The following is a 13,672-nucleotide window of genomic DNA, read 5'->3' on the forward strand; positions in this document are numbered from 1 at the left end:
CACCGAAGGCGGTGACGATGACGGTGAGCCAGATGGCGGTCTGTGCAGGCATGGTTTCCCCCGATGGTTATGGGGGAAAGCTAGGCAGCGGGCCGCAGGCGGACGTTGATCCAGATCAAGCGGAGCCGTTCAGGGGGCGCGCCGCCTGTTTTCCATCGGAAGGGGCCGGTCGGCAGGGGCCGCGGCATCCGCCTGCGCATCCACCGCGGGCGGAGGGGCAGCGTCCGTGTCCGACGGCTCCTGGCGGGTCTCGTCCTGCCAGTTTTCGGCCACTTGGACCTCGCCTTGTTGGACCTCGTCGTGTTGGACCTCGTCGTGTTGGGTCTCTTCGTCCCGGCTGTCGCCGAGGGGCGCATCGGTGACGAGGCCGCCGCGTCCCTCGCGCTTGGCCGCCGCCAGAAGGCCGCCGGCGCGGCGGATCAGGCTGTCCAGGTTGTCGCCGGGCCGCCGCTCGGCCACGCCGAAACTGGCCGTGACCGTGGCGTGGGGCGGCAGCACCGAGAGGCGGGCGAACTCGATTTCCGAGCGCAGCCGCTCGGCGACGCGGGAGGCGCCGACGCGATTGGTCCGCGCCAGCAGCACCATGAACTCGTCCCCGCCCATGCGCGCCGCCGCATCGCGCGGGGTGGTCTCCTGCAGGATCAGGCCGCCGAGGACGGCGAGCAGCCGGTCGCCGGAGCCATGGCCGAAGCCGTCGTTGATCTCCTCGAAACGGTCCACGTCGCAGGAAATGAGGGTCACGGGCTGCGCACCGGGATCGGCCAGGATGTCGGCCGCCCGCTCCATGAAATCGCGATGGGTGCCGAGCCCGGTGAGGGCATCGGTGCGGCCCTCCCGGCGGATCTCGTCGATGGCGTCCGCGGCGATGGAGCCGAGCAGGGCGAGGGCGAGCAGCAGGCCGCTGATGAGCAGGGAGAAATTCAGCACCTGCCAGAACGGCGTCGCGCGGAACAATGCGGACAGGTCGGAGGGGTCGGCCCCGGCCTCCCGCATCCGGTCGATCTCGTAGAGGTCGCCGGACATCTGCATGGTCAGGCCGGTGCGGATGAAGAAGTGCAGGCCGAACACCAGGAAGGTCCAGAACAGCAGCCGGTCGATGGGCCGCCGCCGCTCGATGGCGAACATCTGCACCGCCGCGACCACGAACATGAGGCCGTAGCCGAAATTCTGCACATAGATGCGGGCGACGAGATCGCGGTCGAAATAGAAGAAGTAGAACACCAGCGCGACGATGGCGCAGGCAAGCACCAGCAGCAGCGTGCCCGATCCGGCGCGGCCGAACCGCACCAGCACGCCCTCGACCATGGTGAGCACGGCGAAGGTGTAGATGATGACCGAGACCACGGTATTGGGGCCGACGCCACGGGGAAAGCCGGTGATCTGGATGAGCGCCGCGAGGGCATAGGCGCAGAAGGCGGACGCAAAATAGAGCCCGCAGCGGCGCCCGCGGTCATGCAGCCAGACCAGCAGGAACACCATCGCGATCAGCAGCGAGACGATGGGTCCGGCAAAGATGTAGAGGCGCCCGTCCGACATGCTCAGTCCACAGTCGCCCGGACACCGGGCGAGCCATCAGGAGGCGACACAGCCGCCCGCCACCCTAGGTCGCATGCCCCGCCCTGCGCCTACTTGGATGGCGCCCCTCACCGAAAGTCAAGCCTGAGCCAGGCACTGTGCGGTGCGCAACCCGCTGCAATGCAAAACAAGATAGCGCTACCGACGGTAGGCCCACAGGCGCAGCTCGTGCTTCAGCCGGCGGAAATCGTGGAAGGTGAAGGCGAGCAGCGCCGTCGCCAGAACCGCGAGGGTGAGGGCCACCGCGTTCGACCAGTCCAGCGCCGAGCGGGTGAAGTCGTAGACGAGGTAGCCGAGGAGCAACGTCACCGCCAGGGCCACACCGTAATAGATGCGGCTGTCCAGCCGGGCGATGACGATGCCGACGCCCACCCAGATGGCGAGGGCGATCAGGATCGCCCAGCCGAGGCCGAGGCCGAACTGGCGGGCGACGAAGTGACCGCCCACCCAGCACAGCAGCACCGAGACGGCGAGCACCAGGAGGCCCGCGCGCAGCCGGAAGATATAGGAGCCCTTTGCTCCGGTGGGGGCGGTGGACATGATGCACCTCGGATCGGCGCCCGCGACACCGGAGCGGCAGGCGAAAGGGAACCACCCGGCTGCGCCAACGCTTGTGCCGGTCTGGAGGATGCACGATGCGGCGAATGCGGGTCGTACTCAATGCCAAAGCGGGAACCGTCCACGACATGGGCCCCGACAAGGTGCGCGCCATCGTGGACGATGCCCTGACACGGCCCGACCTCGACGTGGACGTGGTGGTGGCGGAGGGCGACGCCATGGCCGCGGCCATCGCCTCGGCCCCGCGCGAGGGCTACGACACGGTGGTGGTGGGTGCCGGCGACGGCACCGTCTCCTATGCCGCGTCGGTGTTCGCCAACACCGATGTGACCCTCGGCGTGCTGCCGCTCGGCACAATGAACCTCCTCGCCTACGACATCGGCCTGCCGCGCGACCTGATGGGCGCGCTGGAGGCGCTGCATGACGCCAAGCCCATGCGGGTCGATCTCGGCACCCTCAATGGCCGCCCCTTCCATGGGGTGTCGGGGGTCGGCTTCTTCAGCCAGATGGCCATGGCGCGGGAACAGTTGCGCGACCGCGGCCGCGCCTTCGGCTGGTTCATGGCGCTGGGGCGGGCGGTGTTCCGCTCCGGGCGGATGTCGCTGGAGGTGGAGGTGGCGGGCGCGCGCGAATCCATCGACGCCTATGCCGCCCTCGTCACGGTGAACGCCTTCGACGCCTCGGGCTGGCACCGCTCGCGGCTCGATGGCGGGCAGTTGGAGGTGCTGGTGGCGGAGGATCGCGGCACCCTCGCCCGGCTGCGCACCGGGGCCGAGGTGCTGGTGGACGCCTGGCGCGGGGCGCCGGGCATCCATTCCTTCTCGGCGCGGCGCGTGACCATCCATGGCCGGCGCCGCCGCGCGTGGGTGGCGACCGATGGCGAGGTGACGCGCGAAAGTCTGCCGCTGCGCTACGCCCTCGCCCCCGCCGCCCTGAGCCTGCTGGTGCCGCCCTCCGCGCTGCAATGGCAGGCGCATGAGCGGGAGGTGCAACAGCGCGACGACGTGACCTGAAAGGTCAAAGACGGGATGACGTGACCCCGGCGCCCGGCCTCATGGCGGCGTGGTGTTGAGCACTTCCCAGAAGGCCAGCGGCGCCCCGCCCCAGTGCCAGAAGCTGTAGAGCGGGTAGCCGCGCTTGTGGACCAGCGCGATGAACGCGGCCGCCCGCTCGGCACAGGCGGAGCCGGAGGCGCAGCCGCCGTCGTCGCCGATCCACGCCGCGCCCACCGGCGCGAACGGCAGGGTGACATGGGCATTGGCGGCCTCCGCCCGCTCCAGCCGGTTGAGCACGCTCGGGCTGCTGCCGTAATAGACTTGGGGAGAGTTGATGGTGGCGTGGCTGGCGATCTTGTTGAACTTCGGCAGCCAGCCGTCGAGCTTGCCGGGCATGTCGTTGCTGGAGATGGCGAGCCCGATGCCGTGCTGGTCGGCGAGGGCGCGCATGGCAGCGCCATAGGCGTCCGCCTCCTCCTTGCCACCCTGGAAGAAGGCGTCGCCGCCCTCCGCATCCATGATGAGCCCGGCCAGCGGCAGCCGCCCCAGCACGCCGGCGACCGCGGTCACCTCCCGCCCCACGGCGGCCCGGTCCGCGCAATGGGGCACGTGCCAGCCATGGACATCGATGCCCTTTTCAGCGCAGCGGGCGATGAGATCGGCAAAGGCCCGGCCATCGGTCGTGACGTTGGCATATTCGGATGCCCCGTCGGCGATCTTGACCCACAGGGCCGAGATGCGCGCCCGCCGCGCCTTCTCAACGAGCTTCGTCACCGACCCCTCGGCCGCCACCACCGGACCGAGCTTCCAGATGTAGATGGCTCTCGTCGTCATGCGCGCCCCCTCGCGTGATGATCCCCTGCGGGCATCATGCGCAGCGAACGCGGGCGCCTACAATCAAGAATTTCACATCTACAACACTGCAATCTTTGGATGCAGCATCACCACAGGGCCGGCAGATTCTCCACCGGCCGGCCGCGGTAGCGGATGAGGAGGGGCACGGTGAGCGTCATGGGGTGGGCGATGCCGTGCTCCCACAATCCGTCCTCGCCCCAGCAATCGCCGTGGTCGCCGCACAGGACGATGGTGGCGTCGGCGAAACGCTCCAGCAGCGGGGCGAGCTTGCGGTCCACATATTCGCAGCACAGGCGCTGGCGCTCACGGCACTCGGCCGAGCGGTCCACCTTCTGGAACGGCAGGCAGGGATTGTCGGTGCGGTCCCAGGGCGCGCCCTCGAAATAATAGGGCACGTGGGTCTCGCCCACATTGAGGAAGACGAACAGGTCGCGCCGCGTCTCCCGCGCCGCCTGCTTCTCGATGAAGGCGATCTGCGTGGCGATGCCCTTGTCGCCGGTGAACAGGAACTGCTCGAAACTGCCGGTGAGCTTCTTGGAAACCGGCGTCTTCGGATCGAACCAGCCCATGGCCGCCGCGCCGATGGTGGCGTAGCGGGCATTGCGGAAGCCATCCACGATGTCGGTGCCGCTCACCGAGAAGCCCGGCCGCGCGTGGCCCGCCGCCCCGGCCCGGTCGAGCCGGAACAGCCGCGCGAACTTCGGGTTCAGGAACGGCGTCGCCAGCTCCGCCACGCCGGGGGTGAAGCCCGCGAACATGGCGGCGTGGGAGGCATAGGTGAAATGCGCCGGCGCCTGCGCCCGGTAGAGGGCGGAGACCTTCTTCATGGCAGGCGCGGCCGCCGCCACGAAGGTGTCGTAACGGCAGGAATCGATCGTGACGAAGAGAACGCTGTCAGGGGTGACACGCATGGGCGGCCGACGCTCTCAGAAAGGGGTGGCTTCAGTTGCCGCCATCATTATTGGCCTCGCCGCACGTATAGCCGACGAAGCAACGGGGATTGTCGGAGGTGGGCATCCAGGCCGGCTTGGTGGTCTGGTCGTCCTGGCAGAAGCGCTGGTCGCGCACATAGCGCTGCGCGTTGCCTCCGCCGGTGGGGATGAGGATGAAGCCCTGCGAGTTCACCACCTGGCGGACGCCCGAGCAGGTGGAGGGCGGCACGGGAACAGCCATGTAGCCTTCCGGCGGCGGCTGGTTCTGGCCGTAGATGGCGGTGCCGTCGACAGGCACCGGCAGCGGCCCCGCGCCGAGGTCGGACGGCGGCGCCAGCGGATCTCCCTGGGCAACGGCCACGGACGGCGCGAGAAGGGACGGTGCCAGAACAGTCGGCACGACAACGGCCGCCATCAACACCCGCGCGCACAGCACGCGCACCGCACGCGCGGCGGACCGCGACGTTCCGGACTGGACAGAACGCATCACTTTTCCCCTCAGTGCCGCCGGGGCAAGCCTGTAGCGCACCTTGCGTCCGCTGGCAAAGAGAACCGCGCGAAATCCGCGCAGGGGCTCGGTTTCGGCCTCGTTCAAGCTGCGTCGCGCCGGTGTCCGCCACGGCGCCGGCCCTCCACCATTAGCCGGCGGCTCTTTGCCCGTTATCCCCACTGTCATCCACGGGGGAAAAATCCGCCCGCGCGCTGCTGGCGCAGGGGCATTCGATCTTGCTACACCACCTTCCCAAACCCAAGAATTGCCCACTCAGGGGACTGCCGACTTCATGCTCGACCTGTCGGACAAGGGCGACCTCGAACCCGCCTATCGCCAGGCGCCCCACAATGTGGAGGCCGAGCAGGCCCTGCTGGGCGCCATCCTCGTGAACAACGAGGCGTTCTACCGGGTCTCCGACTTCCTCGAGCCGCGCCATTTCTACGAGCCCATCCACGCCCGCATCTTCGAGCTGGCGTCGGCGCTGATCCGGGCCGGAAAGCTCGCGACCCCGGTCACCATCAAGACCTTCCTGCCCGCCGACCTGGACGTGGCCGGCCTCACCGGCCCGCAATACCTCGCGCGGCTGGCGGCGGAGGCGACCACCGTCATCAATTCCGAAGATTACGGCCGCACCATCTACGACCTCTCGGTGCGGCGCGACCTGATCCGCATCGGCGAGGAGATCGTCAACGAGGCCTATGACGCCCCGGTGGACGCCACCCCGCAGGACCAGATCGAGGAAGCGGAAAAGCGCCTCTACGAGATCGCCGAGACCGGCCGCTACGACGGCGGCTTCCAGCGCTTCGGCGAGGCGCTGCGCGAATCGGTGGACATGGCCTCCAAGGCCTTCCAGCGCGACGGCCACCTCTCCGGCATCGCCACCGCCCTCGACGACCTCGACCACCAGATGGGCGGCCTTCAGCCCTCGGACCTCGTGATCCTCGCCGGCCGACCGGCCATGGGCAAGACCTCGCTTGCCACCAACATCGCCTTCAACATCGCCGCCGCCTATCGCGGCGAGACCCGGCCGGACGGCTCGACGGAAACCGTCTCCGGCGGCGTGGTGGGCTTCTTCTCGCTGGAAATGTCGGCCGAGCAGCTCGCCACCCGTATCCTCGCCGAGCAGGCGGAGATCGCCTCCTACAAGATCCGCCGCGGCGACATCTCGGAGAGCGAGTTCTCCAAGCTCGCCGCCGCCGCCCAGACCATGCAGACCATCCCGCTCTATATCGACGACACCGGCGGCATCTCCATCGCCCAATTGGTGGCGCGGGCGCGGCGGCTGAAGCGCCAGCGCGGGCTGGACTTCATGGTCATCGACTATCTCCAGCTGCTGTCCGGCTCGTCCAAGGCGTCGTCGCAGAACCGCGTGCAGGAGATCACCGAGATCACCACGGGCCTCAAGGCCCTCGCCAAGGAGCTGCAGGTGCCGGTCATGGCGCTGTCCCAGCTCTCGCGTCAGGTGGAAGCCCGCGACGACAAGCGGCCCCAACTGTCGGACCTGCGTGAATCCGGCTCCATCGAGCAGGACGCCGACGTGGTCATGTTCGTTTACCGGGAGGAGTACTATCTTAAGAGCAAGGAGCCGAAGCCCGGCACAGAGGAGTGGTTCAAGTGGGAGATCGAGATGAAGGCGGCCGAGAACACGGCCGAAATCATCATCGGAAAGCAGCGCCACGGTCCGACCGGGACGGTGAAGGTGCATTTCGAGCCGCAATTCACCCGCTTCTCCAACCTGGCGCGGGAGGACCACCTGCCGGATCGCCATTGACCGGCGAACCGCAGGCACCGGAGGACTCCGCCACGAGCGAGGCTGCCGCAGAACAGGCCGCGCGCGAGGAGCGCGAGGCGGGCGCTGTTCTCACCATCGATCTCTCCGCCATCGCCGACAACTGGCGCACCCTTGCGGCGCTTGCCGCCCCCGCCGAATGCGCGGCGGTGGTGAAGGCCAACGCCTACGGCCTCGGCATCGACCGCGTCGCCCCGGCCCTGTGGAAGGCCGGCGCCCGCACCTTCTTCGTCGCCCATTTCAAGGAGGCGCTGGAGCTGCGCGCGCTGCTGCCCGAGGCGGTGATCCACGTGCTCAACGGCCTCTTGCCGGGGACCGCCGCCGACCATGTGGCGGCGAACCTGCGGCCGGTGCTCGGCTCGGTGCCCGAGATCACCGAATGGAGCGACTTCTGCCGCGAGCGGGGCGCCGACCTGCCCGCCGCCATTCATGTGGATACCGGCATGAACCGGCTCGGCCTCTCGGTGGACGAGGCGGTGCAGCTCGCCGGCACGCGCAAGATGCTGGGCTTTACGCCGAGCCTCGTCATGAGCCACCTCGCCTGCGCCGACACCCCCGGCCATGCGCTGACCGCCCGCCAGCGCGCGGTGTTCGCCGACGTGATCCGCCGCTTCCGGGGCGTGCCGGGCTCGCTGGCCAATTCCGCCGGCACCCTGCTCGGGCGGGATTTCCGCTTCGAGCTGGTCCGTCCGGGCATCTTCCTCTATGGCGGCGTCGCCATCACCGGCGTGCCGCCGCTGCGTCCCGCGGTGCGGCTGGAGGTGAAGATCATCCAGATCTCCACCGTCGCGGCCGGCGAAACGGTGGGCTACGGCGCCGCCGAGCGGCTGAAGCGGCCGAGCCGCCTCGCCACCGTCTCCATCGGCTATGCGGACGGGCTGTTCCGCGCCGCCGGCTCCTCCGACCTCGCCAAGGGGGTGGAGGCCATTGTGGCCGGCCGGCGCTGCCATCTGGTGGGCCGCGTCTCCATGGACCTCGCCACCCTCGACATCACCGACCTGCCCGAAGGCGCGGTGCAGCGGGGCGACGTGGCCGTGTTCCTCGGCGACGGCATCAGCGTGGACGACCTCGCCGCCCGCTCCGGCACCATCGGCTACGAGGTGCTGACCTCCCTCGGCGCCCGCTACGCCCGCCGCTACATCGGCGGCTGAGGGGCGGCGCGCTTGGGGGCGACCGGTGCCCGTGCGGCGGCCAGCTCCGCCGCATAGGTCTCCTCGAACCAGCCGATGCGCTTCTCGAAAGCGGGGCTCAGGCGCTGGTCCTCGGTGATCTGGCGGGCGACGCTCTGCTGGCCCTCGCACACCGCATTGTCCTCGGCGAGCACGCGGCGCGCGTAGAAGGGCACGATGCGGGCGATCATTTTCTGCGCGAAACGGTCGAAGACGCCCAGAAGCCCCGGCCGCGGCGGCGCGATGGGGCCCTGGATGAGCCAGCCCTCCAGCCGCGACCGGTCATGGGCCAGCGGCGCGTAGCGCAGCACCATGACCGAATAATAGGAGCGGCCGAACAGGTCGATGGTGTGGAACTGGGACGCCCCGAAGGTGGGGAACAGGTTCACGATGAGATAGTCGCGGGCGCGATAGGTGCCCGCCCGGCAATCGGCGAGCACGCCCGCCACCGGGTCGTCCCCCGGCTCGGTGGTGTAGAGGCTGTGCCGGCCGAAGCGGGCATAGGTGACCTCCTTCGCCTTCAGATAGCCATTGGCACCGAAGGTGGAGGGGTGGACGGCGACGATATGGTAGTCGTCCAGCGTCACGTGGGTGAGGAACTTCCAGTTGGCCGGCACCTCGCCGCCGAAGCGGGTGAAGGTGCGCCCGGGCGGGCAAAGCGCGGCGAGGATGGGCGCGGCCTCGCCGAGAAAGTCCGCGAGGGTCTCGCCGTCCGGATCGGGAAACCGCCCGAACACGAGGCCGGCGAACGCCTCCACCTCGATGGGCTTCAGATGCGCGCCAAGCTGCTTGGGCAGGCAGCCATAGGCCTCGTCGCAGACGGGGATGCCCAGCGCCTGCCCCTCGGCATTGTAGCGCCAGTGGTGGAAGGCGCAGACCATGGCGCCCTTCCCGCTCCGCTCGCGGCGGATGGGGTGGAAGCGGTGGGCGCAGACATTCTCGAAGCCGCGCAGCCGGTCGCCGAAACGCTGGATGAAGACGGAACGCCCGCCAAGATCGGTGCGGAACCACTGGCCGTCCTCACCCACCTCGCCATCAAGGCACAGAAAGGTCCACACCCGCCCCAGCGCCTGCTGCTCCGCCGCGAAGGCGGCGGGATCGGTGGCCGCGCGCACCCATTCGGCGGGCTGGCCGGAGGCGGGGGCGGCAGGGGAAGGAACCGACGGGTCTTGGAACACGGGCGATCCCCTGACGTCACGGAAAAGGGCAGCGCAGGGTGATTAGCAGAGGTGTCCCGCTCCCGCCATCTGGAGATGCGCCGCAGGGGACGCGCAACCCTGAAGGCCAAGCCGGTCATTCGCTCCACTCCCCATGACGCGGGGCCAATGGGGTATAAGGAGAACATCGCCCGAGATTCGGGCCTCCAGACCCGGCCGGGCCGTCCCGCGCCGAGGGTGATGCTCATGGCCCGCCGCGACACGTCCTTCATCTGCCAGTCCTGCGGCGCGGTCTATGCGCGATGGCAGGGCAAGTGCGAAGCGTGCGGGGGCTGGAACACCATTTCGGAAGAGGTGGCGGTGGCCGCCAGCGTCCCGGCCGCCCAGCGCTCCGGCCGCAAGGGCCGCGCGGTGGTGCTGGAAAAGCTGGAGGGCACGGCCAAGCCCGCCCCGCGCCTCGTCTCCGGCATCGGGGAGCTGGACCGGGTGGCGGGCGGCGGCTTCGTGCCCGGCTCCATCCTGCTCATCGGCGGCGATCCCGGCATCGGCAAGTCCACTTTGCTGGTGCAGGCGTCGGCGGCGCTCGCCCAGCGCGGGCAGCGCGTCGTCTACGTCTCCGGCGAGGAGGCGGTGGATCAAGTGCGCCTGCGCGCGCAACGCCTCGGATTGGAGAAGGCCGAGGTGGGGCTCGCGGCCGAGACCAATGCGGAGAACATCATCGCCACGCTCTCCGGCGGGCCGCCCGTTCACATGGTCGTGATCGATTCCATCCAGACCATGTGGTCGGACAGCGTGGAGAGTGCGCCGGGAACGGTGACGCAGGTGCGCACCTCGGCCCAGCTTCTCGTGCGCTACGCCAAGCAGACGGGGGCCTGCGTGATCCTCGTCGGCCACGTCACCAAGGACGGGCAGATCGCCGGCCCCCGCGTGGTGGAGCACATGGTGGATGCCGTGTTCTCCTTCGAGGGCGACGGCGGCCACCAGTTCCGCATCCTGCGCGCCCAGAAGAACCGCTTCGGCCCCACCGACGAGATCGGCGTGTTCGAGATGACCGGGCGCGGCCTCTCCGAGGTGGCGAACCCCTCCGAGCTGTTCCTCTCCAACCGCGACGCCGGGGCGCCGGGCACCGCGGTGTTCGCGGGCATGGAGGGCACGCGCCCCGTGCTGGTGGAGATCCAGGCGCTGGTCGCCCCCTCCTCGCTGGGCACCCCCCGTCGGGCGGTGGTGGGGTGGGACCCCAACCGCCTTTCCATGGTGCTGGCGGTGCTGGATGCCCGCTGCGGCGTGCGGCTCGGCGGGCACGACGTCTATCTGAACGTGGCGGGCGGGCTGAAGATCGGCGAGCCGGCGGCGGACCTCGCGGTGGCGGCCGCGCTCGTCTCCTCCCTCACCGGCGCGCCCTTGCCGGCGGATGCGGTGCATTTCGGCGAGGCGAGCCTCACGGGGGCGGTGCGCCCCGTCTCGCAGGCGCAGGCGCGGCTGAAGGAGGCGGCGAAGCTCGGCTTCGGCAGCGCCGTTATCCCCTCCGGCGGCCTCGACGGGCTCGACCCGCCGGTCTCGGTGCGGCCCGTGTCCTCGCTGGCGGAGCTGGTGGCCGGCATCGCGGCCAGCGCGCCTCGCCGGGCTCCGCGCGAGACGCGCGACACTGCCATGCGCGAAACGCGGGTCTCCAGTGACCGCAATCCCCCGCAAAGGGTCATCCAGCACGCGGACTGGGGCGACGACGAGGAAAGGTGACGCGGGCGGGCGCGCAAGCTATATCACCCCCGCGGCTGGGCTCTCCGGGGGTGGGCGGGTCGCGCGCATGCGCGTCCGGCGGTGCGCCCATCACGGATCGATGCGCCGATGCCCATAACCTTGCTCGACATTATCGTTCTCTCGGTGATGCTGATTTCCGGCATCCTGGCGATGGTTCGCGGCTTTCTGCGGGAAGTCTTCTCCATCCTGTCCTGGGCAGTCGCAGCCGGCGTCACCGTCTATTTCTACAAGTCCGCTCTGCCTGTGGTGAAGCAATACATCTCGCAGGACTCCGCGGCTCTTGCGGTGACGGTGGCATTGCTGTTCCTCGGCACGCTGCTCATTGCCTCCATCATCACCGCGCGCATCTCGGATCTGGTGCTCGACAGCCGAATCGGCGCCCTGGACCGCACGTTGGGCTTCGCCTTCGGCCTCGCCCGCGGGCTGCTGCTGATGGTGATCGCCATCCTGTTCTTCAACTGGCTCGTGCCGCCCGAGAAGCAGCCGCCGTGGGTCGCCAACGCAAAATCGCTTCCCGCCATCACGAAAGCGGGGGAGTGGCTGAAGGCGCAGTTGCCGGATGACCCTGAAAACACCATTTTGAACAAGTTGAAGAAGCCGCCCGCCGCTGAGGAGGGTGACACGCCTGCCGCCCCGGCCGCCCCGACGGGGGGACAGCGTTAGGTTCTTTTTGGGGGCAGCAACAGACCGGCCTGTCGGCCGGGGCATTCACGCGGGGGCATTCGCCTTCCGCGCTATGGGTGCTCCCGGTTCCGATTGCCCGGCGCAAGCTCGCACGGCGCTGCCTGACCGGCCCGCGCGGAGGGTGCATGATGGACTTGGGATGTGACGGGCCGATCTCAGTGGCCGGCGGTGAAAGCGCTTCCCGCGCAGACGGTGAAGACCACGCAGGCGGTCGCACCGCTCTCGATCTCGACCTGAACGGCGACCGCCTCCGCGAGGAATGCGGCGTCTTCGGCATCTACGACCACCCCGAGGCCGCGGCCATCACCGCCATCGGCCTCCACGCCCTCCAGCATCGCGGACAGGAAGCCGCCGGCATCGTCTCCTATGACGGCCGCCGCTTCCACTCCGAGCGCCGCCTCGGCCTTGTGGGCGACGCGTTCTCCGACGCCGCCGTCATCGCCCGCCTGCCCGGCGACAGCGCGGTGGGCCATGTGCGCTACTCCACCACCGGCGAGACCCTGCTGCGCAACGTGCAGCCTTTGTTCGCCGAGCTGGACGCGGGCGGCTTCGCCGTGGGCCACAACGGCAACCTCACCAACGGCCTCACCCTGCGCCGCCAACTGGTGCGCGAGGGCGCCATCACCCAGTCCACCACGGACACCGAGGTGATCCTCCATCTCGTGGCGCGCTCGCGCAAGCCGCGCTTCGTGGACCGCTTCATCGACGCCATCCGCACGCTGGAAGGCGCCTATTCGCTGGTGGCGCTCACCAACAAGAAGCTCATCGGCGCCCGCGACCCCCTCGGCATCCGCCCGCTGGTGCTGGGCTCGCTGGACGGCTCCCCCATCCTCGCCTCCGAGACCTGCGCCCTCGACATCATCGGCGCGCGCTATGTGCGCGACATCGAGAACGGCGAGGTCATCGTGATCGACGAGGAGGGCGTGCAGTCCTTCAAGCCGTTCCCGGAGATGGCGCCGCGCCCCTGCATCTTCGAGTACATCTATTTCGCCCGGCCGGATTCCGTGGTGGGCGGGCGCTCCGTCTACCAGGTGCGCAAGAACATGGGCCGCGTGCTGGCCACCGAAAGCCCGGCCCATGCGGACGTGATCGTCCCCGTGCCGGATTCCGGCGTGCCGGCCGCCATCGGCTTCTCCCAGACCTCGGGCATCCCCTACGAGCTGGGCATCATCCGCAACCACTACGTCGGCCGCACCTTCATCCAGCCCACCCAATCCATCCGCGACCAGGGCGTGCGCATGAAGCATTCCGCCAACCGTTCGGTGGTGGAGGGCAAGAGCATCGTCCTCGTGGACGACAGCCTCGTGCGCGGCACCACCTCGGTGAAGATCGTGCAGATGATGCGCGATGCCGGCGCCAAGGAGGTGCATTTCCGCATCGCCTCCCCGCCCATCACCCACCCGGACTATTACGGCATCGACACGCCAGACCGGGACAAGCTGCTCGCCGCCACCCATGATCTGGAAGGCATGCGCCGCTACATCGGCGCGGATTCCTTGGCCTTCCTGTCGGTGGACGGCGTCTACCGCGCCATGGGCTTCGAGGGGCGCGACCCGGTGAAGCCGCAGTTCACCGACCACTGCTTCACCGGCGACTATCCCACCCCCCTCACGGACAAGGCCGGTGCCGTGGGCCAGCAGCAGCTCTCCCTGCTCGCCGAAGCGAGCTGAGGGAACTCCTCTTCACCTTGCGGCGTCTCCGGAGCGG

General features: G+C 69.2%; 12 protein-coding genes. 6 read left to right on the plus strand and 6 right to left on the minus strand.

Translation table 11 applies throughout. The annotated features are described in order from the left end of the window. Window positions 1–129 precede the first annotated feature (129 nt). Both ACT535_RS18245 and ACT535_RS18250 read right to left on the minus strand, forming a co-directional pair. Window positions 130–1,536 carry a GGDEF domain-containing protein gene (locus tag ACT535_RS18245; protein ID WP_476365525.1) on the minus strand — a complete coding sequence of 469 codons (1,407 nt, stop codon included), beginning with the start codon at window positions 1,534–1,536 and terminating at the stop codon, window positions 130–132. Between the two features lie 177 nt (window positions 1,537–1,713). Then, entirely contained in the window at window positions 1,714–2,115 is a 402-nt protein-coding gene (locus tag ACT535_RS18250) for a hypothetical protein (RefSeq protein ID WP_476365526.1), read from the minus strand. A gap of 104 nt (window positions 2,116–2,219) precedes the next feature. Here ACT535_RS18250 and ACT535_RS18255 point away from each other — a divergent pair, with 104 nt between their 5' ends. Continuing rightward, on the plus strand, window positions 2,220–3,146 hold the full coding sequence (locus tag ACT535_RS18255) for a diacylglycerol/lipid kinase family protein (RefSeq protein ID WP_476365527.1): 927 nt from the start codon (window positions 2,220–2,222) through the stop codon (window positions 3,144–3,146). A gap of 39 nt (window positions 3,147–3,185) precedes the next feature. Here the strand turns inward: ACT535_RS18255 and ACT535_RS18260 are convergent, their stop codons facing one another. The 3 genes from ACT535_RS18260 to ACT535_RS18270 form a co-directional block, all read right to left on the minus strand. After that, window positions 3,186–3,962, minus strand: a complete 777-nt coding sequence (locus ACT535_RS18260; protein ID WP_476365528.1) for a hypothetical protein — start codon at window positions 3,960–3,962, stop codon at window positions 3,186–3,188. A gap of 107 nt (window positions 3,963–4,069) precedes the next feature. Further along, window positions 4,070–4,894: an alkaline phosphatase family protein gene (locus ACT535_RS18265; RefSeq protein ID WP_476365529.1), complete on the minus strand. Its 825-nt coding sequence runs from the start codon at window positions 4,892–4,894 to the stop codon at window positions 4,070–4,072. Window positions 4,895–4,925: 31 nt separating this feature from the next. Then, window positions 4,926–5,402 (minus strand): hypothetical protein, encoded by a 477-nt coding sequence (locus ACT535_RS18270; RefSeq protein ID WP_476365530.1) that lies wholly within the window; start codon window positions 5,400–5,402, stop codon window positions 4,926–4,928. Window positions 5,403–5,697: 295 nt separating this feature from the next. Here ACT535_RS18270 and ACT535_RS18275 point away from each other — a divergent pair, with 295 nt between their 5' ends. Together ACT535_RS18275 and alr are read left to right on the plus strand one after the other, a co-directional pair. Continuing rightward, window positions 5,698–7,179, plus strand: coding sequence for a replicative DNA helicase (locus ACT535_RS18275; RefSeq protein ID WP_476329408.1), 1,482 nt, complete (start codon window positions 5,698–5,700; stop codon window positions 7,177–7,179). After that, complete coding sequence (gene alr, locus ACT535_RS18280) at window positions 7,176–8,348, plus strand: alanine racemase (protein WP_476365531.1); 1,173 nt, start codon at window positions 7,176–7,178, stop codon at window positions 8,346–8,348. The genes ACT535_RS18275 and alr overlap by 4 nt, the downstream gene beginning before the upstream one ends. Here alr and ACT535_RS18285 read toward each other — a convergent pair. Further along, window positions 8,333–9,544 carry an aromatic ring-hydroxylating oxygenase subunit alpha gene (locus ACT535_RS18285; RefSeq protein WP_476365532.1) on the minus strand — a complete coding sequence of 404 codons (1,212 nt, stop codon included), beginning with the start codon at window positions 9,542–9,544 and terminating at the stop codon, window positions 8,333–8,335. The two genes, alr and ACT535_RS18285, sit on opposite strands and share 16 nt — an antisense overlap. 225 nt (window positions 9,545–9,769) lie before the next feature. Here ACT535_RS18285 and radA point away from each other — a divergent pair, with 225 nt between their 5' ends. The 3 genes from radA (at window position 9,770) to purF (ending at window position 13,635) form a co-directional block, all read left to right on the plus strand. Further along, window positions 9,770–11,260, plus strand: coding sequence for a DNA repair protein RadA (radA, locus tag ACT535_RS18290; protein WP_476365533.1), 1,491 nt, complete (start codon window positions 9,770–9,772; stop codon window positions 11,258–11,260). A gap of 108 nt (window positions 11,261–11,368) precedes the next feature. Next, a complete protein-coding gene (locus tag ACT535_RS18295) occupies window positions 11,369–11,944 on the plus strand; it encodes a CvpA family protein (RefSeq protein ID WP_476365534.1) in 576 nt (191 codons plus the stop codon). 149 nt (window positions 11,945–12,093) lie between these two features. Further along, window positions 12,094–13,635, plus strand: coding sequence for an amidophosphoribosyltransferase (purF, locus tag ACT535_RS18300; protein ID WP_476365752.1), 1,542 nt, complete (start codon window positions 12,094–12,096; stop codon window positions 13,633–13,635). Window positions 13,636–13,672 lie beyond the last annotated feature (37 nt).

The sequence above is a fragment of the Xanthobacter sp. DMC12 genome, assembly GCF_056314105.1.

Excerpts from the sequence above, each read along its gene's own strand:
- ACT535_RS18250 (WP_476365526.1), bottom strand. The coding sequence starts at position 2,115 with ATGTCCACCGCCCCCACCGGAGCAAAGGGCTCCTATATCTTCCGGCTG.
- radA (WP_476365533.1), top strand. The coding sequence starts at position 9,770 with ATGGCCCGCCGCGACACGTCCTTCATCTGCCAGTCCTGCGGCGCGGTC.
- ACT535_RS18265 (WP_476365529.1), bottom strand. The coding sequence starts at position 4,894 with ATGCGTGTCACCCCTGACAGCGTTCTCTTCGTCACGATCGATTCCTGC.
- ACT535_RS18275 (WP_476329408.1), top strand. The coding sequence starts at position 5,698 with ATGCTCGACCTGTCGGACAAGGGCGACCTCGAACCCGCCTATCGCCAG.
- ACT535_RS18270 (WP_476365530.1), bottom strand. The coding sequence starts at position 5,402 with ATGCGTTCTGTCCAGTCCGGAACGTCGCGGTCCGCCGCGCGTGCGGTG.
- purF (WP_476365752.1), top strand. The coding sequence starts at position 12,094 with ATGGACTTGGGATGTGACGGGCCGATCTCAGTGGCCGGCGGTGAAAGC.
- ACT535_RS18295 (WP_476365534.1), top strand. The coding sequence starts at position 11,369 with ATGCCCATAACCTTGCTCGACATTATCGTTCTCTCGGTGATGCTGATT.
- ACT535_RS18260 (WP_476365528.1), bottom strand. The coding sequence starts at position 3,962 with ATGACGACGAGAGCCATCTACATCTGGAAGCTCGGTCCGGTGGTGGCG.
- ACT535_RS18255 (WP_476365527.1), top strand. The coding sequence starts at position 2,220 with ATGCGGGTCGTACTCAATGCCAAAGCGGGAACCGTCCACGACATGGGC.
- ACT535_RS18245 (WP_476365525.1), bottom strand. The coding sequence starts at position 1,536 with ATGTCGGACGGGCGCCTCTACATCTTTGCCGGACCCATCGTCTCGCTG.